We start from the raw sequence: 22,712 nt of genomic DNA, 5'->3' as shown, positions 1-22,712 counted from the left end.
AAAGGGTGGGCTATATCCAGTATAAGGCCAAACCTAGTAAATAACTAAAATTTGAGTAGACTATAGGCTTAGTTTTAATCAAGTAGAATAAGGGGAACCCCATGCACTACGCTCTAACATCAATAGAACCCGCTAAAGAACAGGCCGATTGCTTTATCGTGGGTGTTTTTCAAAATAAAAAGCTTTCTAAGATTGCAGAACAATTAGATCAAGCGAGCCAAGGTGCTATCCGTAACCTATTAGCCAAAAACGATCTGGTGGAAGAAATAGGCAGAAGCTTATTACTGTATTCTATCCCCGGTGTTTCTAGCGCACGTATTCTGTTTGTTTACTGTGGTGAAGAAGGGAAGCTTAAACCATCCGATTTTCGTAAAATAACCTGCTGTGTGGCCAGTGTGGTTAAATCGGCGAAATGGGATCGCGTGGTTAACTACTTAACCGATTTAGAAGTAAAGGGCTTAGATGCTTATACTAAAGTTCGGCAAAGCATTGAATTAATCGAAGATTGTTTTTATAGCTTTGATCAATTTAAAACTAAAAAGGCTGATAAACCTGCTTTTTCTGCGCCTAAAGAATTTGTTTTTAATGTGGCTTCAGCCGATTCAGCTAAGGCAGAGGAAGCTATAAAACAGGCAGTTGCCATCATTACCGGCATCAAGCTCACTAAAGATTTGGCTAATTCACCGGCTAATATCTGTACCCCACATTATATGGCTGAGCAAGCCAAAGCCTTAGCTAAAGAAGTTGAACTCGATATTCAGGTGTTAAAAAAGGACGCTATAGAAAAAGAAGGTATGGGTGCCTTATTAGCGGTGGCTCAAGGTTCAGAGCAGCCGCCACACTTTGTTGTGCTCGAGTATAACGGTGCTAAAAAAGATCAGAAACCAGTGGTATTAGTCGGTAAGGGTGTTACCTTTGATTCGGGTGGTATCTGTATCAAGCCAGCAGCGGGTCTGGAAGAAATGAAATTTGATATGGCTGGCGCGGCGAGTGTACTAGGTACGCTTAAAGCGATTGCTCTGCTCAAACTGCCTATTAATGTGGTGGGTATTATGCCGCTGACCGAAAATTTACCTAGCGGATCCGCCGTCAAACCTGGCGATATTATCAAAAGTCTTTCGGGGCAAACGATTGAAGTGATTAATACGGATGCGGAAGGCCGTTTGATTTTGGCTGATGCATTAACCTATAGCGAACGTTTTGAACCGGATGTGGTCATCGATATGGCGACCTTAACCGGCGCTATTATTATTGCGTTGGGGGCTGTTGCAACCGGATTAATGAGTAACGATTCGACGTTAACAAATGAGTTAGAAAAAGCAGGTGAGCAGAGTCACGATAGAATATGGGCTTTACCTTTATGGGATGATTATCAAGAACAGATCGATAGTAATATCGCAGATATTTCAAACATTGGTGTTGGTGGTGGTAAAAGCATTACTGCCGCTTGTTTTCTTTCCCGTTTCACCAAGAAATTTCGTTGGGCACATTTAGATATTGCCGGCACAGCGTGGAGAAGTGGTCAAAATAAAGCAGCAACCGGTCGGCCGGTATCCTTGTTAGTGCAGTTTTTATTGAATCGTATTTCTTAAAAACGTTGTTTGGAGAAGGTTTTTAAAGAGGTAAATAAATGATTATTTACCTCTTTATTTAGATGACTATTGACCTTGGAATCTAATCGAAGCAGGTAAAGCGCCGCATTTTTTCTTAATAGAAAGTGATCGAAGCCAATTGTCACGTAATTGGTAGCCTTGTATTTCTACACGCTCAGCATCAGAAAAATCCATAAAGAACCAAGGAACAATAACAAAAGCGCCTGCAACGCCTAATGCAATGTTTTTACCCATCTTATTTTCTTTAGGAATAAGATTCATCACTTTGACTCGATTATCTAACAGTTCTTGTTTGATTTGGGAACACGTTAGGAGTTCATCTCCAGGTTGATGTTGAGGAATAGGATTAGGGGTTTTTCCTGCACAAGCAGAAAGTAGTAAAGTGGTTATTACTAAACTCGCTAATATTTTTTTCATACCATGATTGCCTTGTTATTTTTAAAAATAGAACTTGCTATTCTACTTATGATTTTTTGAAAAAAGAAAGTTTTTCTAGAGTTAGTTTATCATTGAGTAATTATTTTATTATTTATATAATAATTTTTTAATGCAATAAAGATTTTTTAAATTAATAGAGATGTTGATTTTAATAAATAAAAAAGCACAACAAGGATTTAGTTTAACCGAAGTCATGTTATCGTTATTTATTTTGAGTGTTGGGTTACTCGGTTTTACGCAAAGTCAATTAATGGCGTTGCGTACCAGTGAACAGGCTTATTTTATCAACTTAGCTGATTTGAAAAATAATGAATTAGCTGAACGTGTGTACAGTTGTGGTGATCAAGCCTGTATTCAAGCGCAATTGCATTTAGCAGAAGAGAATATTGCTAAAATTTTTCCTGAAGGCGAAGCGTTTTTAACAAAACAAGGCGACGATTATCAATATAAAATCAGCTGGCGTTCTCTTTATTACCATCCGCAGTTTAAGCGTTCATTGCAATTACTATTTCGGCTATGAGGCAGCAAGGCCATACGCTACTTGAGCTACTCATTGCGTTAACCCTGGCTTTGTTTCTTAGTAGTGTGCTAATAGAAATTTTTGTGCAGTGTAAGAAGACCTATTATTTAATACAGCGTTTAAATGCTGTTCAAACCAGTGTGCGAATTGCTTTTAATGGGTTGAGCCGTGATATTCGCATGGCAGGTTTAATTGGCTGTGTGCGATTAATTAATTTTTTTCCGCTCAATACGCAGTTAACACCGGATAATAGTTTATTAGTTTGGCAAGCAGGTTTTGCTACAACACATTCGGATCTTCCTTATTTACCGGAAGCTAAACCTCATAGCGATATTATTTTAATTCAGTTTCTCGATCCAGATACGCGCTCTGTGAAATTTGCGCAAGGCGGCACTATTTCTTTAGTAGGCGAGTCGCCGTTTCATTCTCAGGATAAATGTTTGATTAGCGATTGCCAGCATGCAGAGGCTTTTCAGTGGGGACAATTCAATTTACAACATCGTTATCAGCGCGACAGTGAAGTGGGGTTTTTAAATAAAATTGTTTACTATATTGGAAATACAGGACGACTAAATCATAAAGGCAATGCTATTTTTGCTTTATATCGTCGTAATTTAAACAGATCTGCCCATAATCCCATTGAGTTAGTCGAAGGCATAGAAAAAATGTCCGTTCGATTGGGGGTACGAAATACAGCGAATGGACGTCTACTTTATATGCACCCGCAGCCGATAAAGAAATGGTCTGATGTGCGTAGTGTTGAAATTACCCTCGTTTTGCAGGATAAAAAATCTTTAGGGAGTGAGTGGACGCATGTTGTTGGATTACGTGAACGAGGTATATAAATTATAAACAAATTAATTGTTAAATTATGAAATGAGCAAAAATATTTCACAGCGTTTCATAGTATAAATTATTGCATAATTATGCAATAATTAAATTAACAAGAAGATTATTTTAAAATTATAAAATGAGAAGTTACTGACTATGAAAATATTTAGATTCTCAGAAAATTATATAAATAAATTTGAGCTAAATCTAAAAGGACAGTCGTTAGCTTTTCAATTTAAAAAGGATTTTAATGGCATGTTTATTTTAGCAGTAGAAGAGTCTTTACTGCCTCGATATTGTGAGTTAGCGCTGGTTGAGGCAGCGTTAGCAAAATTAGAGCAGAACCCTGAAAACACTAAGCTACTAGAAGTATTGGCTAAGTATACGAAAAACAATTTTTCTACTATAGCGGGTTATTGGGCTCATAGATTGATAGAGGTTGGGTTGTCATTAACTTCAGTTGCTGCATTGGTTTGTTTTAGTTTTTTTTGGTTTTAGTATGCTGCCAAATTCTCTTGTTATTATTTTTACGAGTGCAGTAATTTCAAAGTTATTTTTAACTATCCATCCGCTGTCATCTTTATTAGCACCTAAATGTGGGCAATGGTTTTGGGATAAGATAAAAGGTAAAAATTGGAAGCCTCTCAATTTAGACGAGATCAGAAAAGACCTTAAGGAATTGATTGGAATTTACCTAACGACTGAGAGAGGTTTGGTTGAGGAAAGGGCAAATTTGCCTGAAAACCATATACCCTCTGTTGGTAACGACACTATGGTTCTCTCATCTAATTCTAGCGATCTTACTTGTTTTTATAATCATGAGCAGAGTAGACAACTTGGGTACCATCGGTACGACCTGGGCTTGTACCCTTCAAGTTTACCTTCTTCGGGGGAGAGCGTTATTGGCGAGTTGGAGCGAGCTTCGAAGGGATGATCCCTGAATCTAACGCTCAATGGCTAGCTAGTAAGCTAGCTGATTCTCGGTTATCAGCGTCTTCTCAATTTTCCCTTGATGCTAATAAAGCACAAAAAAGCCTAACCAACGCGAGTCTTGGATAAGAAAATAACCTTAAAGTTTAAGTTAATTGATTAAAATTTTAGCTAAAAAATCTATTATTGTTTCATTTTTAAATGAAATGGCCTATTGATTCGGCCAACATAGCTAAGAATTTACTTATCCAAGACTCTCGTTAACCAAGCAATAGTGGTAATTTCCCCGTTACCATAATCTCCTAATAGAAAAACGCTAGCAGTAGCGGTGGAGTGTGGGTATGGCTCTTTTTAGTACAAATATTCAGCGTGGTTTTATATTAGTCACTGTATTGTTTTTTCTTTTAATGATAAGTTTGATGGTGTTGAGCTTGTTAAATAGTACACATCTTGAATTGCGGATGGGTCAAAATTACGCTATGGCTTCACAGCAGTTTTGGGCAGCTGAAACCGGGTTGAAAATGGCGGAAGTTCAATTAGCTAATCTAGGGGCAAGAAGTCATTTGCAGGGTAGCTTTAGCTATGCGGGTTATCAGGTTCAGCATGATGCTGAACGTATCGGGTTGCCTTTTTGTAGTGCTCAACAAATAGTTTATTACTACCGTATCACAGCGAGAGCAAAGCAAGCCCAGCGACAAGCACTTGTCTTGCAAACGACTTATGCCAAAAAAATAAATAAAAAATGTGCAGAGAATGAAGAAAAGCCGATAAAGGAAGGTCGTAGTTCGTGGCGAGAATTAAATAAATACTAAATTCTATACAATGGATGATCGTAGTGTATGTGCTATCTATTATTTAGTTTAGGCCTTGTTATTCTAAGCGTAATAATGATCTTGAGTATCCCTTTATTGCGCCGTTCTTTATTGGTAAACCCGTTATTTCCCACGTTGAAAAAAGCGCTTCCATCGATTAGTAAAACGGAAGAAGTGGTTTTAGAAGCCGGCGATATGTGGTGGGAAAAAGATTTGTTTCGTGGCAAGCCAGATTGGCAAGCGCTACATAAAATTCCTTTATCGGTATTAACGGCAGAAGAACAAAGTTTTTTAGATAATCAGGTAGAAGCTTTGTGTAGTATGTTGAATGATTATGAAATTTTAACTAAATATCACGATTTGCCTCCCGCTGTATGGGATAACATAAAACAGAATAAATTTTTTGGCATGGTTATTCCCAAAAAATACGGCGGATTAGGTTTTTCTGCTTTAGCACATTCGAGTGTTGTTTTAAAAATTGCAACACGTTCTGTCAGTGCGTCTGTCACCGTATTGGTTCCTAATTCCTTGGGTCCTGCAGAATTATTACTGCACTATGGTACCGAAGATCAGAAAGATTATTATTTACCTCGTTTAGCGGCAGGCCAGGAAATTCCTTGTTTTGCGTTAACGTCTGCAAAAGCCGGTAGCGATGCAACGGCCATTACCGATAGTGGCATTGTATGTAAAGGAAAATACAAAGATAAAGAAATTTTAGGTATTCGACTTAGTTTTAATAAACGTTATATTACTTTAGCGCCTATTGCCACCGTGATAGGTATTGCATTTAAATTATTTGATCCAGATCATTTAATTGGCTCAAGTGCGCAGATAGGTATTACCGTTGCCTTAGTACCTTCTAATCTGGAAGGCGTTGAAGTGGGGCACCGTCATTCGCCCATGGGGCTTGCTTTTTTGAATGGTCCTGTGCGTGGTAAAGATGTTTTTATTCCACTTAGTTTTGTTATTGGTGGAGAAAAAATGTTAGGCCAAGGTTGGCGAATGTTAATAGAATGTTTATCTATCGGGCGTGGTATTTCTTTGCCAGCGGTGAGTGCGGCGCAAACCCAATTGGCTTATAGAATGACAGGGGCTTATAGTGTTTTACGAGAGCAGTTTAATCAGCCGCTGCTTAGGTTTGAAGGCGTAGAAGCGGCACTGGCGAGAATGGCTGGCTTAACTTATTTAATGGAAGCAACACGTCGCTTTACGGTCACGGCAGTGGATGCTTCATTAAAGCCAGCATTAGCTTCCTCTATTGCAAAATATCACATGACAGAGTTGGCGCGAACGATTGTTAATGATGCGATGGATATTCATGGCGGACGCGGGATTCAATTAGGACCGCGTAATTACTTAGCACAAGGCTATATCGCCATACCTATTTCTATCACGGTGGAAGGCGCTAATATCTTAACACGAAACCTGATTATATTTGGTCAAGGTGCTGTGCGTTGTCATCCTTTTTTAATGGACGAGGTTAAAGCGATTCAAAAAAATGATATTCGATCTTTAGACAAATTATTAGCCAGTCATGTTGGTTATGTGTTTAAGAACTTAATAAAAACATTTAGTTTTGCTTTTGGCATAGGACGTTTGTTTGTGAAAAGTCCTTTGCATAAGTTCAGATATTATTATTGTCAGTTATCGAGAATGTCTGCTGCCTTGGCATTCGTAACTGATATCACGTTGTTAGTTTTAGGCGGAAGTATAAAACGTAGGGAACGTCTTTCTGCCCGCTTAGGCGATGTCTTAAGCTATCTTTATCTTGCTTCGAGTGCGTTGCGTTATTATCAGGAATATGCTTCCGCAGAAGATGATGACTACTTAGAATGGAATTTAAAATACTGCCTTTACCATATCCAAATTGCTTTTGAAAAATTCTTTATGAATTCCCCTTCCTATTTTTTAGGTCGATTATTACATTTTATTGTGTTTCCTTTGGGGCGATCTTTTCAACTAGCGAGTGATAAACTGGATGCTCAGTTGCTTGAGCCTATGAAGCAAATTTCTGCCTTTCGTGATCGAATGACGCAAGATTGTTATTTAGGCCGAGGTAGGGAAGATACAACAGGGCGTATGGAACTTGCTTTTACGGAATGGATGAAGATAGCGACCATTAGACAGAAAATCAGGCAATTAAAAAAACACGGCATAGATAAATCCTGGAATATTGAGCAACAGCTAGAATACGCAGTGAAGCATAATATGCTTAGCCGTGCTGAAGCAGAACAATTTCTGGCAGCTGAAACGCTGCAACAAGACAGTATGCAGGTCGATGAATTTTAGTTTCGTCATTGCGAGCGCGAAGCGCGTGGCAATCCAGGTAATGGAGGAATTATGCAGTCAAATGTGAGATCAAGTTTTGCACGGCCGGTTTATATTGTGGATGGTATGCGTACACCGTGGTTAAAAGTGCGTGGCGAACCAGGAAAGTTTTCAGCTTCGGATCTCGCTATTCAAGCCAGTCGTTATTTGTTGGCGCGCCAAGCGTTTATCCCAGAACAATTGGGTGAAGTGGTCACAGGTTGTGTGATGTCTAGCCCAGATGAAACGAATATTAGTCGTGTGATTGCTTTACGTTTAGGTTGTGGAAAGTCGGTGCCTGCTTATACCGTGCAACGAAATTGTGCATCGGGATTGCAAGCCTTAGATAGTGCCGCCTTAGATATTGCTTGTGGGCGTTATGATCTGGTTTTAGCGGGTGGTACAGAAGCGATGAGCCAGGCGCCGTTATTATTTAAGCCAGAAATGAGTACTTTTTTAGCGCACTGGAATTCAGCTAAAAGCTTTGCGGTGCGGTTACGCGTTTTAAGTCAGTTTCGATTAAACTATGTAACACCCATTATTGCTTTATTACGCGGATTAACCGATCCGATTGTAGGTTTATCCATGGGGCAAACCGCAGAAATCATTGCCCATCGATTTGGTATTACACGCCGGCAAATGGATGAGTGGTCATTACAAAGTCATCAGCGTTTGGCCACAGCACAGGATGCGGGCGTTTTTAAAGACGAAATCAATGCCATTTACGACGAAGATAATCATTATTATGCGTATGATAATGGTTTGCGTAGGGATAGCAGTTTAGAAAAACTTAGCAGCTTAAAACCTTTTTTTGATAAACCTTTTGGTTTAGTGACGCCGGGTAATAGTTCTCAGGTGACGGATGGTGCGGCTTTTTTAATTTTAGCCAGCGAAAAAGCTGTGCAGCAATACCGCTTGCCGATATTGGCACGCATTGTCGATGTCGCATGGGCGGCGGTTGATCCCAGTGAAATGGGTTTGGGCCCGGTGCATGCAGTTTCCATCTTATTAAAAAAACAGCAACTTGCTTTTAACGCCATTAATTTTTGGGAAATTAATGAAGCTTTTGCAGGTCAAGTGTTGGCTTGCTTAGCAGCTTGGAAAGACAGTGAGTATTGTAAAACAGAATTAGGGTTATCTCAGGCATTAGGCGAACTTGATCCATCGACTATTAATATTGATGGTGGTGCGATTGCCATGGGTCATCCGGTAGGCGCCAGTGGTGCACGAATTGTTTTGCATCTAGCGCATATTTTAAAACGAAAACAAGCGCGTTTAGGTATAGCAACCTTGTGTATCGGCGGTGGGCAGGGTGGTGCACTTTTACTTGAAAATGTAGCTAGTGCAAAAGGAGCGGCATGATGGAAAAAAATACGCAACATTGGCGACTTGAACAGAAGGAAAATATTACTTGGCTTTATTTTGATAAAAAAAATAGTGCTGTGAATACAATCGACAAAAATGTATTAGTCGAATTAGCGGGATTATTAACCGATATTGCAGAAGATAAGTCTATTCATGGTTTGATTATTACATCGGGCAAACCGAATAGCTTTATTGTCGGCGCTGATATTCAAACCATCAGTTTTTTAACCAGTGAAAAAGAAGTCTTTGATTTTATTCGCCAAGGTCAATTAGTGTTTGATCAATTGGCTGCTCTAAAAATACCTACCGTTGTGTTAATCAAAGGGTTTTGTTTAGGGGGTGGTTTGGAGCTAGCGCTAGCTTGTCGTTATCGTATTGCTATTGATAATCCACAGACTCGTTTTGGATTACCCGAAGTGAGATTAGGTATTCATCCGGGTTGGGGGGGTACCGTTCGGTTACCTCGTTTATTGGGCGCTGTTAATGCACTGCAATTAATGTTAACCGGAAAAATGTTGTCTGCTCAAGCGGCGGCTAAAGTGGGGTTAGTGGATTGTGTTGTTCCCGAACGACATGCTGAAGTAGCTGCTTTATATTATGCCCATTTGCAAAAACGATCAGCGGGATTTAGTTGGAAAAATTTAAGTAACCTTGCATGGGTAAGAAATGGAATTGCTAGCATTTTTCATCGTGGTTTAGTGGCCAAGGTAAATCCACAACATTATCCAGCGCCTTATCAAATGTTAGCGCATTGGCGAAAAGTCGGCGTATCCGATAAAGCATTTTTGGATGAAGCGGAATCCTTAAGTCAATTAGCGATGACACCCACTGCACGTCATTTAATTCATATTTATTTTTTACGAGAACGTTTAAGCCGGCTTGGTAAAAAATATACCGGGACTTTTAAACATGTTCATGTGGTAGGGGCCGGTACGATGGGCGGTGATATTGCCGCTTGGTGTGCATTGCAAGGTATTTTTGTCACCTTACAGGATAGGGAACCTAAATATTTAGCACCGGCTATAGGGCGAGCATATACTTTATTTAAAAAACGTTTAAAAAAACCGCGTGCTATTCAAATGGCAATGGATAGATTATTTCCCGATGTGGCGGGTTATGGTATTCGTCGTGCCGATTTAGTGATTGAAGCGGTGTTTGAAGATTTAACAGTAAAACAGAATTTATTTCGCCAATTAGAAGCACAAGTTAAGCCGGATACGATTTTAGCAACCAATACTTCCAGTATTGTATTAGAAGACATTCAACAAGGTTTAAAACAGCCCGAACGCTTAATTGGGTTACATTTTTTTAATCCAGTTGCCAAAATGCCTTTGGTCGAGGTCGTACAATCTAAAATAAACGCACCCGAAGTGATTCAAAAAGCTTTAGCATTTGTTCATCAAATCAATCGATTGCCATTACCCGTAAAAAGCTCACCTGGATTTTTAGTCAATCGTTTATTAATGCCTTATTTATTGCATGCGGTATTGTTGTTGGAAAAAGGTATTCCTGCGCCAGTGATTGATAAAGCGGCACTGGATTTTGGTATGCCAATGGGGCCTTTAGAGTTAGCGGACACAGTGGGTTTAGATATTTGTTTGGCGGTGGCAAAAATTCTGCATCAAGCGTTACAAACGCCCTTGCCAGAAGGTTTAGAAAAAATGGTGGCGAGCAAACGTTTAGGAAAAAAAACCAAACAAGGGTTTTATCGTTACAATAAAAAAGGGCAAGCAATTAAAGAAAAGATTCCAGATGATTACAAAGTAGCAGAGAATTTAATTGATCGCATGATTGATCCGATGATAGAAGAAGCAAAGAAATGTTTACAGGAACATGTGGTTGAAGATATTGATTTACTGGATGCTGGGATGGTTTTTGGTACAGGCTTTGCGCCTTTTCGTGGCGGATTGATGCAATACGCTAAAGAAAATATGAAATTAAAAACAAATGCGGTAGTTGAATAAAATTTTATTTTATATATATTAATTTTCGCTTGACTTTTAAATTAATAAAAAAATAAAAATATATTAAATTAATTACACTATTTCTAACAATAGCGGCTGCATTCTGGTCTACTGTTTCTAATGCATCACCATCCTATCAAGATGAAAATTTATTTTCCGATAATTTATCGTTAAATGTTGCATTGGGTTGGTTGGCGGGCCGAGCTAATGAGTATGTTTATGGAGAAGATGGTCGAAAACTTAGTCAACTTGATTGGGAAATTAAAAATACACCCATTATTAAAGGCAGTATTTCTTGGGATGTTAGCGCTTGGTTAACATTCGAAGCAAATGGATGGATGACTTTAGGGCCAAGAAATTCAACGATGAATGATTTTGATTGGGAAAATCCGAAGCAAACGCATTGGACACGCTGGAGCTATAGTCCAAAAACCCCACTTAATTATGCAAATGAGTTTAATATTAATTCTTATATTTGGTTGCTGAAAAATAACAGTTTTAAAGTAGCTGGTGTTATAGGATATCAGCAAGCGCAGTTTCATTGGACCACAATAGGCGGCTATTATGATTATAGGCGGCAATGTATTAATGAAGGTGGAAATAATTGCCAGGCTGCTGAAGGCAATTTTCCATTAACGCCAGGAATTGATTATAAACAAGAATTCAGTGTTCCTTATATAGGTAGTAAAATTCAATATAAATATAATAATTGGGAGTTTAATACTTTATTAAAATATAGCCCATGGGTTTTAGCTAAAGATCATGATGAGCATTATCGTCGCCAATTAAGCTTTAGAGAAAAAACACACAATTCTGAATATTATTCAGTTAGTGCAAATATTGCTTATTATATGACGCCGCAGCTGAAATTTTTTAGTGAAGGGATATGGAATAAATATACTCAGGGGAGAGGAGCTGCGCAAATGACTAATAATGAGAACAGAAGTAGTTTATACCTCGGTGGTGATGTAGCAGGAATTGAAAACAAAAGTTACCAAATTACATTAGGTATTGCTTATCAATTTTAACATAATATTATTTTGTTTTCTGTAAACGAGCAATGCGTAATTCAAGCGGTGGGTGGCTCGAAAATAAAGCACGAAATCCAATGCTTTTGTGGGAAATTTTTAAAGTAGATAAAGAAGGGGCGCGTGTATCTTCGGGCTGCATATTTCGTTGCAAGGCTTGTAAGGCAGAAATCATTCTTTCACGTCCCGATAAATTAGCACCGCCTCTATCTGCACGATACTCTCGATAACGGGAAAAAGCAGCGACTAAAATGCTACCAAATAGTGTAAAGAGTACATCAAATACAGTCGTTAACATATAGAACATAGGTCCACCTGAGCCTGCCACGGGTTGTTGATCAGTGTTTTGGTTTGCTGTTGTTCCTGCTGAAATGACATAGGCAACAAGGCGTGATAGAAATAGCGCGAACGCATTAACAATACCTTGAATTAACGTCATGGTGACCATATCGCCATTCGTTACGTGAGAGATCTCATGGCCTAATACACCCTCAATTTCCTCTCGATTCATTCGTTGTAATAAACCACTTGAAACCGCGACTAATGAATTATTTTTAGTCGGTCCTGTCGCAAAAGCGTTAAGCTCAGGTGATTGATAAATGCCGACTTCAGGCAAGGTTTTTAAGCCGGCTTTACGTGCTAAACCATGAACAATCTCCAAAATGTTTTGTTCTTCTTCAGTTTTTGTTGCATTAGGATCGATGACATTGACCCCCATGCTTTTTTTAGCAATAAATTTAGACATAAAAAGTGAAATGAATGCACCGGCTGTACCCCAAATGGCACAAAAAATAGCAAGCGATCGATAGTCAATTCCTTGCGAAGTAAGGTAACTATGTAATCCAAGTAAATTTGTAATGATAGAAATTGTAATAATGATTAAAATATTGGTGGCTAAAAAGAGTAACACTCGTTTAAACATAAGGAGCTCCTGAATCTTTTATAGGCTTACCGATTAATTGTAGAAGAGTGCTGGACTGAAAAAAAGAAATGATATGAATTGCGCATAAATTAAACAGAATCCCACTGCTTACCGTGTTATGCCATTTTCATAGCCTTGAGATTGACTGATACGACTGCGATGCTTGTTTATCCGTAGGCTCCCTACTCGGACCCGCTCGGTTGATTGAAAATAGACTAGAATGGTTAAAACCAGTTTCCGTTTGTGTGGTGTTTTCTTCTCTTGTGGCCATAAATCGTTTTAGATCATTCAGACTTTCCGTTTCTGTGGGTGTTTTTGGTAGCTGTAAAAATTCTAGTAAGCATGAACTCAGTCGCCAGATTGCATAGCCTACAGAGAAGGACAAAACTAGAACAATGGGGATAACCCCAATGGCACTATCTACGGCGAGAGTTGTGCTATCGTCTACGGTATCATTATTCGAAGGAGGTGTGTGCGCAGAGAACACAGATAGGCAGGTAACTGCGGTAGCGATGAGTAGGAAAAAAATAATCAGAACCGGTTCCAAGTACGGAGGCACATCGGGTTCTGATTGAATGTAATTACCGAGCCTAGTTAGGAGCTCAGTTGGGTTCTGACCACTTTGTTGAAGTTGTTCAAAAGCACTATGAATTGCGCCAAGGTCACAATGCAGAGGAATTCTTTCTTCTAAGACCGAAACAGATAAGCAACCTTCTTCTTCAGCGTATACATTAATATAATCTTGAAATACTTTACTGCTAAGCATCCTCAAAACTGTGGAGTTTGCTATGCGATATCTCTCATTTATATTATTAGGCATTATCTCTATTCTTGAAAGCAAAGGAGTTGGATATTATTCATAGCAATTAGATTTTCAGCTACATTAGGGTTATGGGCCAAACGAGAATACAGCCGAAAATTTAAGCATGTAGAATATATAAATATTACAATAAAGTTAATTGTTCTAACTATAACCAGTACGGTAATAGATTTTTAATTGGACGAGTTGTTAGCTTTTGTGGCAATAAAAAACCCCGCTTCAAGCGGGGTTTTTTAGGTAGCTGAACCGGAATTTTTCTTACATCATTCCGCCCATACCACCCATGCCATCCATTCCACCAGCCGGCATACCGCTGCCTTCTTCCTTCTTAGGAAGTTCAGCAACCATACATTCGGTTGTGATCATTAGACTAGCAATAGAAGCTGCATTTTGTAGTGCAGTACGGGTTACTTTCGTTGGATCTAAGATACCCATTTTTAGCATGTCGCCGTATTCACCGGTGGCTGCATTGTAACCAAAGTTACCTTGGCCAGAAGTGATTTTGTCGACAATAACAGCGGGTTCAGAACCAGCGTTAGTAACAATCTGACGTAAAGGCGCTTCAAGTGCGTTGCGTACAATACGAATACCCATGTCTTGATCGGTATTGCTACCTTTTAAGTTAACAAGGGTACTGAGTGTGCGGATTAAAGCAACACCACCACCAGGAACCACGCCTTCTTCAACCGCTGCACGGGTTGCATGAAGAGCATCTTCTACACGCGCTTTCTTTTCTTTCATTTCGGTTTCAGTTGCTGCACCTACTTTAATCACTGCAACACCGCCCGATAATTTAGCTAAACGCTCTTGTAGCTTTTCACGGTCATAATCAGAACTGGTTTTTTCGATTTGTATTTTGATTTCGGCAATACGATCTTTAATTTTGCCTTTTTCGCCTTGACCATCAATGATAGTTGCATTGTCTTTAGTGATAACAACACGTTTTGCAGAACCTAAGTCCTCTATAGTTGCTTTTTCAAGATTTAACCCTACTTCTTCAGCAATCACGTTTGCTTTACTGAGGATAGCGATATCTTGTAACATTTCTTTACGACGGTCACCGAAACCAGGTGCTTTAACCGCACAAACCTTAACAATACCGCGAATGGTATTAACTACTAAAGTAGCTAAGGCTTCGCCTTCTACATCTTCAGCAATAATTAATAAGGAACGGCCGGCTTTTGCAACACCTTCAAGAATACCCAGCATTTCACGGATATTAGAAATCTTCTTATCAACTAATAAGATGTAAGGGTTTTCTAATTCGCAGCTCATGCTTTGTTGATTATTAATGAAGTACGGAGATAAGTAACCACGATCAAATTGCATACCTTCAACGGTATCCAGTTCATTTTCTAAACCGGAACCATCTTCTACCGTGATAACACCTTCTTTACCTACTTTTTCCATTGCGTCTGCAATGATAGAACCGATAGCCTCATCACCATTCGCTGAAACAGTACCGACTTGCGCACTCGCCTTATTATCAGAACATGGTGTAGAAAGTTTCTTAAGTTCAGTGACAACTGAAGTAACCGCGGTATCAATACCGCGTTTCAGATCCATAGGATTCATGCCAGCGGCAACGGCCTTCATACCTTCGCGTAAAATAGCTTGTGCTAAAACAGTTGCGGTCGTAGTACCATCACCAGCTTCATCAGACGTATGGGAAGCTACTTCTTTAACCATTTGTGCGCCCATGTTTTCAAATTTGTCTTTCAGTTCAATTTCTTTTGCGACTGAAACACCGTCTTTTGTAATGGTAGGAGCACCAAAGCTTTTGTCTAAAATAACGTTGCGACCTTTAGGACCCAAGGTTACCTTAACAGCTTCAGATAATATGTCGACACCACGTAGAATAGAAGCACGCGCTTCTACACCAAATTGTAAAACTTTTGCAGCCATTTATTTAATTCCTCTGAAAAATAAAATTAAAATTGATTATTTCTTCATGATTGCCATGACGTCATCTTCACGCATAACAATATAGTCTTGATTTTCAAGTTTGACTTCGGTACCTGCATACTTGCCAAACAGGATTTCATCGTCGAGTTTAACGGATAAAGGCTGGATTTCGCCTGACTCAAGACGTTTACCTGGACCTATAGCGACAACAACGCCTCTAACAGGTTTTTCTTTAGCTGTATCGGGAATAACGATCCCGCCTTTTGATTTTTCCTCTTCAACGGCTCGTTTAACGACAATACGGTCTTGTAGCGGTGTAATCATTTCGACTAACGGTTTTTCTAATACTTCACTCATTCAGATGTCTCCTTAAGAATTATTACTATCACAACGAGGATATATAACTAACCCCTATTAAATTAAGAGGCCAATCATAATGATGTTTGGTAAACAGTACAACTGCTCACCAACATCCTTATATATGGGGCGCAAATGGAGGGAATTCAAGGGGGTTAAAGCGAGAGAAAACATCTTCTGTTATCATAGTTTTACTGGATTGCCATGCCCCGCACCTATCTTCACAGAAAGTATGTCATTGTAACGGTAATTTCTGTTATGAAATGTTTTAGGATAGGTGCGGGGCTCGCAATGACGCGTAAGTATTATAGATATTTGAAGGCATTATTATGAATAATAAGCAAATGATACAGACCAACGAGGCACCTCAGCCCATCGGTGCTTATTCTCAAGCGGTTCGAGTCGGTGATACTGTTTATCTATCCGGCCAAATCGCATTAGATACAAAAGGGGTTTTCCTTGCGGGTGACATTGAGGCGCAAACCCGACAGGTATTTAAGAATTTAGCGGCGGTTGCTTTAGCGGCAGGTGGTGAGTTGAATCAATGTGTAAAACTAACTATTTTTCTAAGTGATTTAACGGATTTTCCGGTGGTGAATAGCGTCATGGCTGAATATTTTTCAGCACCTTATCCGGCAAGAAGTACCATTGAAGTTTCAGCGTTGCCCAAAGGAGCTCGCGTGGAGATAGAAGGCATTATGCTACTAAATGCTTAAGACACTTTTTCTGCAGAGATAGCATGATTATTGCTAACGCTATGACGCAAGTACCACAGTAGACTTAATCCGGGTAAACAGGCGGCTAATGATAAGATAAAAAATATTGGCCAGCTAAAATAGGTCACAATCAAGCCCGCAAGGGGGCCAATAAAAACACGTCCAACGCTTGCTAATGCTGAAAATAATGCAAACTGGGTGGCAGTATAACGATGGTCACACAAGCTCATAATAAAAGCGAGGAAAGCAATACCTGCCATGGCATTGCAGAAGTTATCGGTAAAAATAGCAAATACCAAGAAGCCATAATGATGGCCAACTAAAGCGAGTTGTAATAACGCTAAAATAGCGCCCGCTTGTAAAATGCCAAAGTAAAATAACGCCGTAAATAAGCGTATACGTGTCATTAATAGTCCACCGGCTAACAGCCCTAACATGGTGGCAACAAAGCCAATCCCTTTGTTAACAAAGGCAACAGTGGTTAATGAAAAACCCAAGCCGCGAATTAAAAAAGGCGTTGTTAACGATACGCTCAGCGCATCACCTAGTTTATAAAGTATAATGAAGAGTAAAATGAGCCAAGCTGACTTTCTGTTGAGGAATTCTTTAAAAGGTTCAACCACAGCCGCATGTACACTAGATGGAAGCGTGCTTTGTTGTTCGATGGGGTTTTCACCAAACCAGCTAGCAAAAAGACCAATGCTCATCAGGCCAGCCATGATTAAATACATGGGACGCCACCCAAATTTATCTGCTAATACCAATGCCAAGGCACTTGAAACCAGCATACCTATTTTGTAGCCCCAGCTCGTTAACGTAGCCCCTAATCCACGTTCATTAGGTTTAAGTACGTCGGTTCTATAGGCGTCAATTGCGATATCTTGCGAAGCAGAAAGAAAGGCAACCAGGAAGGCGAGACTGACTAATAACGAGGGACTTGTTTGCGGATCCGCTAAGATCATGCCGGCGATGGCAAGTAATAAAGCGAATTGAGTGATAATCAGCCACCCGCGTCTACGCCCTAATAGAGGGGGTATCCAACGATCTAGCAAAGGTGCCCACAGAAATTTATAAACATACGGTTGACCAATCAAACCGAGGCTGCCAATGGCTAGAATACTGGCGCCGGTTACCGTAAACCACGCTTGTAAGGTGCTTGCGGTTAAGGCGAGCGGTAAACCTGATGAAAACCCTAATAATAAAGTAGCAAACAGGTTCCGTTTGTTAAGCTGGTTTGGCATCAGACTCTCCTAATATACGCTTCGCACTTGAATCTTCGGCGGCGTTCGCGCTCGATTCGCAATCCTCATGTATGTTGTATTACATTCCGGTTGCTTCATTCTCGCAGCGCCTTGCCGAAAATCCCATTGCTGTGAGTCTAAAAAAAAGGGAGGCAGTGCTCCCTTTTTTACTAAACACAACTATTAATTAGCATAATAAGCGGGATCCGCGATGACGCGTGAACGACCGCCTGCACCATATTGTACCAGTACATGTTGACCGCGATTAAAGCTCGGTCTCAGCCCTTGTACAATAGAGATTAAGGATTTGTTATGTAGCCTAATAACATATTCAATACCGTTTTGGCTGCTTAGCCCTTGTTGAGCATGGCTACCGGCTATTCCACCTAAAAGAGCACCACCGATACCAGCCGCTAAACTGCCGCTTCCCTGACCTATTTGTGAAGCAGCAATAGCGCCTAAAGCACCACCTGTGACGGTACCGACACCCACGCCTGTTCCACTATCAGAGACGCGGACGATGCGACTACTGACAACAACACCTTGAGCGACACGATGTATTTGTCCTGCATTGGCGGTGTCATAGACATTGGGTGACAAACAAGGTGCGCAGCCAGTTAATGTGATAAAACTGAATAATGATAATAAAAAATAATGTGTAATTTTCATAATAGACCCTTCAGTATAAGTCCTTTTTTAAGATAAAACGTAGGACTGTTTTTTAGGCTAATATAATTGTCCACCCCTTTTCCGTCAATGTTTGCCTCTTCATATGAGTAAGGAAAATAGTGGGTGAAATAAATCATCAAGCAGAGTTCAGCAGTAATTCACGGCTTCGAATGCTTTTTCCTTCTAGCAAATGGTGTAACGCAAGCCTAAACAAACGTTTAGCATCGAACAATTGATCTGGAGTGTTCCACTGTTCATGATAAATAGCTAACAGAGATGCACCGGAAAAAAGAAATAGTTTGTTAGTAACCGATGTATTTAAACAAATAAACAATCCTTGGCTAGGGATAAATTGGTAATGTTGATCCGCTAAAATGGGTTGTTGGGTTTGATTGTCTTGATTTAAATGGAGCGCATAGCCTAATTCGGCGAGTAATTGTTTTTCAAATACACGTAATACGACGTTAGGATTTTGTGGCAACATCGTTAATGCGGTTTGATAGGCTTGAAAAAGTGCAGGGTGAGGATCGTAACGATAAAGTAAGCGCATGAGTAATTCGTTGAGATAAAGCCCACAGATTAAAAGTTTACCGTGTAATGGTGGTAAAAAAAGTCCACTGGGTTCTGCATTTAATAAATTGAGTAGTTCTGTTTTTCCTCGCCAAGAGATTGATAAGGGAACAAAGGCTTGTAACAAACCTTTAAAGCGCGAATTTTTACTGCGCATGCCGCGTGCAGCTTTCGCAATAAGACTGATACGTCCTTGCGATGCGGTAAATGCGTCGACTAATAAACTGGAATCACGATAAGGTTTTGTGTGTAAAATATAAGCAGGTTCAAATTGTGCCGCGTTTAACATAAGCGCTAAGTAAATGAGATATTTTGTGCAAAAAGTAAACGTATATTTTTAATGGCGGATAACTTCCACTTCGCCTGGAAATCCAGTAATATCATCATATATAGGTATATTTTTTTGTAGCGTATCAATATATAGGGTAAATACCTACTAGACAATATCAAAAATTCCTACTAAAGATCTGAAGATACTCACAGCAATTGAATTTTTGGCAAGGCGCCGCGAACACGAGTCATCGGAGTGTATACAACATACATGACGATGGCGAGTTGAGCGGGAACGTAGACAAAAACTCAAGTGCGAAGAGTAAAAAGACTGTTTATTATTTTACTTAACTTGCTGTTATAGCGAGGGGAGCAATTGCATTGGCTGAAATTATTGTTATTACATCTGGAAAAGGTGGCGTGGGTAAAACGACGAGTAGTGCAGCCATCGCTGCAGGCCTCGCGTTTCGTGGTTTTAAAACGGTGGTGATTGATTTTGATATTGGATTACGAAATCTCGATTTGATTATGGGATGTGAACGTCGCGTCGTGTTTGATTTTGTGAATGTGATTCGTGGCGAAGCAAATATCAAACAAGCATTGATTAAAGACAAACGACTTGAAAATCTTTTTGTGTTACCGGCTTCGCAGACGCGTGATAAAGATGCGTTAAGCAAAGAAGGCGTAGAAAATATATTAGAAGAACTTAAAAAAGAATTTGATTATATTATTTGTGATTCTCCGGCCGGTATAGAACGTGGTGCCACCTTAGCAATGTATTTTGCGGATAGAGCAATTGTGGTTAGTAATCCTGAGATTTCCTCCGTGCGTGATTCAGATAGGATGTTAGGTATTCTGGATAGTAAGTCACGACGTGCGGAGTTAGGTTTAGAACCTATTAAGCAACATTTATTGTTGACACGTTATTCATTAACGCGCGTTGAAAAAGGCGATATGTTAAGCGTAGATGATGTATTAGATATCCTTTCTATTCCTTTGTTAAGTGTTATTCCTGAATCACAAGCCGTATTGCGTGCATCAAACTCCGGTGTGCCAGTGACTTTAAATGGCGAGAGCGATGCGCATCAAGCTTATGTCGATGCGGTTTCCCGTTTATTGGGCGAAGAAGTGCCTTTTAAATTTGTTAAAGCAGAAAAAAAAGGTTTACTACGTCGTCTCTTTGGTCGTGAGGAGGTAGCGACATGACCTTATTAGACCGTCTATTTCGTAATCGCACAAAAAACACCGCATCACTTGCGAAAGAGCGTTTACAGATTATTGTTTCTCATGAACGTAGAACGGGTACAGACAGCGATGTCGATTTTTTGCCTAAGCTACAGCGTGAATTAGTGGAAGTGATTGCGAAGTACGTAGATATCGATCAAGACCAAGTTAAAGTAGAGTTAGAGCGTGCCGGTAATTGCTCTATTTTAGAATTAAATATTACGCTACCGAATGCGAATGCGAATGCAGAGGCGACTACGGACAAACCCGAACTAGCTTAACTTTTGGGGATTAAACGTTTTTCTCCTGGTTTTGAAACGGCAACATAAACCAGGATAGCGTCCGATACTTTTATTTCATCAAATTCCGTTTCACCTTCTTTATAACGTTCCGCGTAGACTTCCACCTTAACCGTCATAGATGTGTTACCGACTTGTATGACTTCGGTATAAAAACTGGCGATGTCATAAATAAATAAAGGTTGTAAAAAGTTTAACTCTTTAACAGAACGCGTAACAACAGGGCCTTTTGATCGGCGAGCCGCGGCAATAGCGCCTGCGATATCGATTTGTGACATTAACCAACCGCCAAAAATATCGCCCGATTTATTTGCATCATTCGGTCGGGTTTTAACACGCAAGGTAGGATCTAAGTGATGGGTAGGTTTCACAATGCGGCCTTCTTACTTAACAAATAAGGTTTCAGTATAGCAAAATTTGAAACGTTAATGATTTGTTTTATTTGATTGTTTTAACCAATCAATCAGTTCAAGTGGTGTGTTGATCATAGCGGTTGCGTGCCATGAGTTAAGTTCTGCTTGATTAGGAATATAGCCATATAACGCAATTAAACTACGCATACCGGCTGCGTTGGCGGCGTCAATATCTCGTTTTGCATCACCGATATAAACACAGTGTTTGGGTGTGGATTTAATACACTCGCAGGCGTGTAATAACGGTTTAGGGTGGGGTTTGCTATGGCTTAGCGTATCGCCGCCCACAATACATTTTGCTTTTTTGAGTAAAGGAAAATGCTCGATTAAAGGCATGGTTAATGCTTCTGATTTATTAGTAACAATTCCCCATGCAACATGATTTGTTTCTAGGTGATCAATAAGTGTATCAACACCCGCGAATAATTGGGTTTGTTCGCAACTGTGTTGGCTGTAGTATTCGATAAATTGCTGACGTAAACGAGGAAACTTAGGATCTTTTTCGCTGAGATTAAAGCCCAATTTTAATAAACCAGCCGCGCCTTCGGAAATCATCGGACGAATAGCTGATAAGGGTAGTGGTGGAAGTTGTTGAGCTAGTAACAGTGCATTCAATGTGGCGGCTAAATCAGAAGCGGTATCTAATAAGGTGCCGTCTAAATCAAATAGTACCGCATCAATTTTTTCGTGGCTGTGTGATTTTACAGACATATTAAATTTGCTTTTGAAAAGCGGCAATATAATTGACGCGCAGATCATCGCTTAGCGTAACGCGAGGGATGAGCGGATTATAATGAATACCCTGTAATTTTTTTAAGCTTAGGCCCGCTTTGCGTGAGGCCATGGCAAGCTCTGACGGACGAATAAATTTTTTGTATTCATGCGTTCCTTTAGCTAACAGTTTTAATACGTATTCAGCGCCAATGATCGCGGTTAAATAAGCATAAGGATTGCGATTAAGGGTAGAAAAAAATAACCAGCCATTCGGTTTGACTAGATCACTGCAAGCTTGGATCAATGACAGGGGATCGGGTACATGTTCGAGTAATTCCATGCAGCAAGCGCTGTCGAAATAACCCTTTTGCTTATTTGCCAAGCTTTCTACGTCGTCGGCTAGATAGTTAATGTCGAGCGCATTTTCTTGGGCATGTTGCTTGGCAACCGCTATGAGCGGCTCGCTTTTATCAATTCCGGTGGCCTGGGCGCCCTTATAAGCTAGCCCTTCCGTTAATAGTCCGCCACCGCAGCCAATGTCGATAATTTTCTGATCCGGCAGAGATAGGTGGGTTTCTATAAACTGTAAGCGTATAGGGTTAATGGCATGCAAAGGCTTGCAAGGGCCCGTAGGGTCCCACCATTCTTCAGCTAGCGTAGAGAATTTATCGATTTCTACTGGATCACTATTCGACATAAAAAAAGAAACTCGCGCATTGGTTTTTCATAGAGGGCGTATTACAATAGTCTACATATACCCCCCATCGTGTGTCTATTGGTTATT

Annotated in this window: 23 protein-coding genes; 12 read left to right on the top strand and 11 right to left on the bottom strand. The window is 39.9% G+C overall.

Annotation, left to right across the window (positions count from 1 at the left end):
• The first annotated feature begins 101 nt into the window (after nucleotides 1-101).
• Nucleotides 102-1,592 (top strand): leucyl aminopeptidase, encoded by a 1,491-nt coding sequence (locus DMP02_RS05800; protein WP_126323210.1) that lies wholly within the window; start codon nucleotides 102-104, stop codon nucleotides 1,590-1,592.
• A 66-nt stretch (nucleotides 1,593-1,658) separates the two neighbouring features.
• Here the strand turns inward: DMP02_RS05800 and DMP02_RS05795 are convergent, their stop codons facing one another.
• Complete coding sequence (locus tag DMP02_RS05795) at nucleotides 1,659-2,030, bottom strand: hypothetical protein (protein WP_126323209.1); 372 nt, start codon at nucleotides 2,028-2,030, stop codon at nucleotides 1,659-1,661.
• A gap of 160 nt (nucleotides 2,031-2,190) precedes the next feature.
• On the opposite strand from DMP02_RS05795, the gene DMP02_RS05790 reads away from it, so the two are divergent.
• The 8 genes from DMP02_RS05790 to DMP02_RS05750 all read left to right on the top strand — a co-directional run bounded on the left by DMP02_RS05790 (nucleotide 2,191) and on the right by DMP02_RS05750 (nucleotide 11,808).
• On the top strand, nucleotides 2,191-2,571 hold the full coding sequence (locus DMP02_RS05790; protein ID WP_126323208.1) for a type IV pilus modification PilV family protein: 381 nt from the start codon (nucleotides 2,191-2,193) through the stop codon (nucleotides 2,569-2,571).
• On the top strand, nucleotides 2,568-3,416 hold the full coding sequence (locus DMP02_RS05785) for a PilW family protein (RefSeq protein ID WP_126323207.1): 849 nt from the start codon (nucleotides 2,568-2,570) through the stop codon (nucleotides 3,414-3,416). The genes DMP02_RS05790 and DMP02_RS05785 overlap by 4 nt, the downstream gene beginning before the upstream one ends.
• 142 nt (nucleotides 3,417-3,558) lie before the next feature.
• Nucleotides 3,559-3,900 carry a hypothetical protein gene (locus DMP02_RS05780; RefSeq protein ID WP_126323206.1) on the top strand — a complete coding sequence of 114 codons (342 nt, stop codon included), beginning with the start codon at nucleotides 3,559-3,561 and terminating at the stop codon, nucleotides 3,898-3,900.
• Between the two features lie 773 nt (nucleotides 3,901-4,673).
• On the top strand, nucleotides 4,674-5,144 hold the full coding sequence (locus DMP02_RS05770) for a pilus assembly PilX family protein (protein WP_126323204.1): 471 nt from the start codon (nucleotides 4,674-4,676) through the stop codon (nucleotides 5,142-5,144).
• Between the two features lie 27 nt (nucleotides 5,145-5,171).
• The gene (locus tag DMP02_RS05765) at nucleotides 5,172-7,433 is read left to right on the top strand and encodes an acyl-CoA dehydrogenase (RefSeq protein WP_126323203.1); all 2,262 of its coding nucleotides are present in this window, start codon (nucleotides 5,172-5,174) and stop codon (nucleotides 7,431-7,433) included.
• A 51-nt stretch (nucleotides 7,434-7,484) separates the two neighbouring features.
• Nucleotides 7,485-8,813, top strand: a complete 1,329-nt coding sequence (locus DMP02_RS05760) for an acetyl-CoA C-acetyltransferase (protein ID WP_126323202.1) — start codon at nucleotides 7,485-7,487, stop codon at nucleotides 8,811-8,813.
• Nucleotides 8,810-10,780 carry a 3-hydroxyacyl-CoA dehydrogenase NAD-binding domain-containing protein gene (locus DMP02_RS05755; protein WP_232019628.1) on the top strand — a complete coding sequence of 657 codons (1,971 nt, stop codon included), beginning with the start codon at nucleotides 8,810-8,812 and terminating at the stop codon, nucleotides 10,778-10,780. Before DMP02_RS05760 ends, DMP02_RS05755 begins: the two co-directional genes overlap by 4 nt.
• A gap of 62 nt (nucleotides 10,781-10,842) precedes the next feature.
• Nucleotides 10,843-11,808: an omptin family outer membrane protease gene (locus tag DMP02_RS05750; protein WP_126323200.1), complete on the top strand. Its 966-nt coding sequence runs from the start codon at nucleotides 10,843-10,845 to the stop codon at nucleotides 11,806-11,808.
• A gap of 7 nt (nucleotides 11,809-11,815) precedes the next feature.
• Here DMP02_RS05750 and htpX read toward each other — a convergent pair whose 3' ends face one another.
• The 4 genes from htpX to groES form a co-directional block, all read right to left on the bottom strand.
• A complete protein-coding gene (htpX, locus tag DMP02_RS05745; RefSeq protein WP_126323199.1) occupies nucleotides 11,816-12,730 on the bottom strand; it encodes a protease HtpX in 915 nt (304 codons plus the stop codon).
• Between the two features lie 127 nt (nucleotides 12,731-12,857).
• Nucleotides 12,858-13,496, bottom strand: a complete 639-nt coding sequence (locus tag DMP02_RS05740) for a hypothetical protein (RefSeq protein WP_126323198.1) — start codon at nucleotides 13,494-13,496, stop codon at nucleotides 12,858-12,860.
• A gap of 312 nt (nucleotides 13,497-13,808) precedes the next feature.
• Complete coding sequence (groL, locus tag DMP02_RS05735) at nucleotides 13,809-15,455, bottom strand: chaperonin GroEL (RefSeq protein WP_126323197.1); 1,647 nt, start codon at nucleotides 15,453-15,455, stop codon at nucleotides 13,809-13,811.
• Between the two features lie 36 nt (nucleotides 15,456-15,491).
• Nucleotides 15,492-15,812 (bottom strand): co-chaperone GroES, encoded by a 321-nt coding sequence (gene groES / locus DMP02_RS05730; RefSeq protein ID WP_269471425.1) that lies wholly within the window; start codon nucleotides 15,810-15,812, stop codon nucleotides 15,492-15,494.
• 329 nt (nucleotides 15,813-16,141) lie between these two features.
• On the opposite strand from groES, the gene DMP02_RS05725 reads away from it, so the two are divergent.
• Nucleotides 16,142-16,528: a Rid family detoxifying hydrolase gene (locus DMP02_RS05725; RefSeq protein WP_126323196.1), complete on the top strand. Its 387-nt coding sequence runs from the start codon at nucleotides 16,142-16,144 to the stop codon at nucleotides 16,526-16,528.
• On the opposite strand, the gene DMP02_RS05720 is transcribed toward DMP02_RS05725, so the two are convergent.
• The 3 genes from DMP02_RS05720 to recO form a co-directional block, all read right to left on the bottom strand.
• Nucleotides 16,525-17,769: an AmpG family muropeptide MFS transporter gene (locus tag DMP02_RS05720; RefSeq protein WP_126323195.1), complete on the bottom strand. Its 1,245-nt coding sequence runs from the start codon at nucleotides 17,767-17,769 to the stop codon at nucleotides 16,525-16,527. The two genes, DMP02_RS05725 and DMP02_RS05720, sit on opposite strands and share 4 nt — an antisense overlap.
• A gap of 183 nt (nucleotides 17,770-17,952) precedes the next feature.
• Nucleotides 17,953-18,438 carry an outer membrane lipoprotein gene (locus tag DMP02_RS05715; protein WP_126323194.1) on the bottom strand — a complete coding sequence of 162 codons (486 nt, stop codon included), beginning with the start codon at nucleotides 18,436-18,438 and terminating at the stop codon, nucleotides 17,953-17,955.
• Between the two features lie 136 nt (nucleotides 18,439-18,574).
• The gene (gene recO, locus DMP02_RS05710) at nucleotides 18,575-19,297 is read right to left on the bottom strand and encodes a DNA repair protein RecO (RefSeq protein WP_126323193.1); all 723 of its coding nucleotides are present in this window, start codon (nucleotides 19,295-19,297) and stop codon (nucleotides 18,575-18,577) included.
• Nucleotides 19,298-19,659: 362 nt separating this feature from the next.
• On the opposite strand from recO, the gene minD reads away from it, so the two are divergent.
• Complete coding sequence (gene minD / locus DMP02_RS05705) at nucleotides 19,660-20,484, top strand: septum site-determining protein MinD (protein WP_126323192.1); 825 nt, start codon at nucleotides 19,660-19,662, stop codon at nucleotides 20,482-20,484.
• Nucleotides 20,481-20,783 carry a cell division topological specificity factor MinE gene (gene minE, locus DMP02_RS05700; protein ID WP_126323191.1) on the top strand — a complete coding sequence of 101 codons (303 nt, stop codon included), beginning with the start codon at nucleotides 20,481-20,483 and terminating at the stop codon, nucleotides 20,781-20,783. The genes minD and minE overlap by 4 nt, the downstream gene beginning before the upstream one ends.
• Here minE and DMP02_RS05695 read toward each other — a convergent pair.
• Genes DMP02_RS05695 through ubiG form a run of 3 tightly spaced genes read right to left on the bottom strand, consistent with a single transcriptional unit; the run spans nucleotide 20,780 to nucleotide 22,625 of the window.
• On the bottom strand, nucleotides 20,780-21,172 hold the full coding sequence (locus DMP02_RS05695; RefSeq protein ID WP_232019627.1) for an acyl-CoA thioesterase: 393 nt from the start codon (nucleotides 21,170-21,172) through the stop codon (nucleotides 20,780-20,782). The two genes, minE and DMP02_RS05695, sit on opposite strands and share 4 nt — an antisense overlap.
• Nucleotides 21,173-21,226: 54 nt before the next feature.
• Nucleotides 21,227-21,925, bottom strand: a complete 699-nt coding sequence (gene gph / locus DMP02_RS05690; protein ID WP_172593993.1) for a phosphoglycolate phosphatase — start codon at nucleotides 21,923-21,925, stop codon at nucleotides 21,227-21,229.
• A 1-nt stretch (nucleotide 21,926) separates the two neighbouring features.
• Nucleotides 21,927-22,625, bottom strand: a complete 699-nt coding sequence (gene ubiG, locus DMP02_RS05685) for a bifunctional 2-polyprenyl-6-hydroxyphenol methylase/3-demethylubiquinol 3-O-methyltransferase UbiG (protein ID WP_126323188.1) — start codon at nucleotides 22,623-22,625, stop codon at nucleotides 21,927-21,929.
• Nucleotides 22,626-22,712: the final 87 nt, after the last annotated feature.

The sequence above is a fragment of the Candidatus Rickettsiella viridis genome (genome assembly GCF_003966755.1).
In the GTDB taxonomy this organism is placed as follows: domain Bacteria; phylum Pseudomonadota; class Gammaproteobacteria; order Diplorickettsiales; family Diplorickettsiaceae; genus Rickettsiella_B; species Rickettsiella_B viridis.
Note: the sequence above shows the minus strand (reverse complement) of the source record. Positions and strands in the feature narration are given on the sequence as shown.

Bases quoted from the DNA above. Each gene is read 5' to 3' on its own strand.
- DMP02_RS05760 (WP_126323202.1), top strand. From the start codon at position 7,485: ATGCAGTCAAATGTGAGATCAAGTTTTGCACGGCCGGTTTATATTGTG.
- DMP02_RS05800 (WP_126323210.1), top strand. From the start codon at position 102: ATGCACTACGCTCTAACATCAATAGAACCCGCTAAAGAACAGGCCGAT.
- ubiG (WP_126323188.1), bottom strand. From the start codon at position 22,625: ATGTCGAATAGTGATCCAGTAGAAATCGATAAATTCTCTACGCTAGCT.
- minE (WP_126323191.1), top strand. From the start codon at position 20,481: ATGACCTTATTAGACCGTCTATTTCGTAATCGCACAAAAAACACCGCA.
- DMP02_RS05780 (WP_126323206.1), top strand. From the start codon at position 3,559: ATGAAAATATTTAGATTCTCAGAAAATTATATAAATAAATTTGAGCTA.
- DMP02_RS05725 (WP_126323196.1), top strand. From the start codon at position 16,142: ATGAATAATAAGCAAATGATACAGACCAACGAGGCACCTCAGCCCATC.
- DMP02_RS05715 (WP_126323194.1), bottom strand. From the start codon at position 18,438: ATGAAAATTACACATTATTTTTTATTATCATTATTCAGTTTTATCACA.
- htpX (WP_126323199.1), bottom strand. From the start codon at position 12,730: ATGTTTAAACGAGTGTTACTCTTTTTAGCCACCAATATTTTAATCATT.
- DMP02_RS05785 (WP_126323207.1), top strand. From the start codon at position 2,568: ATGAGGCAGCAAGGCCATACGCTACTTGAGCTACTCATTGCGTTAACC.
- DMP02_RS05740 (WP_126323198.1), bottom strand. From the start codon at position 13,496: ATGCTTAGCAGTAAAGTATTTCAAGATTATATTAATGTATACGCTGAA.
- DMP02_RS05765 (WP_126323203.1), top strand. From the start codon at position 5,172: ATGTGCTATCTATTATTTAGTTTAGGCCTTGTTATTCTAAGCGTAATA.
- DMP02_RS05790 (WP_126323208.1), top strand. From the start codon at position 2,191: ATGTTGATTTTAATAAATAAAAAAGCACAACAAGGATTTAGTTTAACC.
- DMP02_RS05720 (WP_126323195.1), bottom strand. From the start codon at position 17,769: ATGCCAAACCAGCTTAACAAACGGAACCTGTTTGCTACTTTATTATTA.
- DMP02_RS05755 (WP_232019628.1), top strand. From the start codon at position 8,810: ATGATGGAAAAAAATACGCAACATTGGCGACTTGAACAGAAGGAAAAT.
- DMP02_RS05795 (WP_126323209.1), bottom strand. From the start codon at position 2,030: ATGAAAAAAATATTAGCGAGTTTAGTAATAACCACTTTACTACTTTCT.
- DMP02_RS05770 (WP_126323204.1), top strand. From the start codon at position 4,674: ATGGCTCTTTTTAGTACAAATATTCAGCGTGGTTTTATATTAGTCACT.
- groL (WP_126323197.1), bottom strand. From the start codon at position 15,455: ATGGCTGCAAAAGTTTTACAATTTGGTGTAGAAGCGCGTGCTTCTATT.
- recO (WP_126323193.1), bottom strand. From the start codon at position 19,297: ATGTTAAACGCGGCACAATTTGAACCTGCTTATATTTTACACACAAAA.
- groES (WP_269471425.1), bottom strand. From the start codon at position 15,812: ATGAGTGAAGTATTAGAAAAACCGTTAGTCGAAATGATTACACCGCTA.
- gph (WP_172593993.1), bottom strand. From the start codon at position 21,925: ATGTCTGTAAAATCACACAGCCACGAAAAAATTGATGCGGTACTATTT.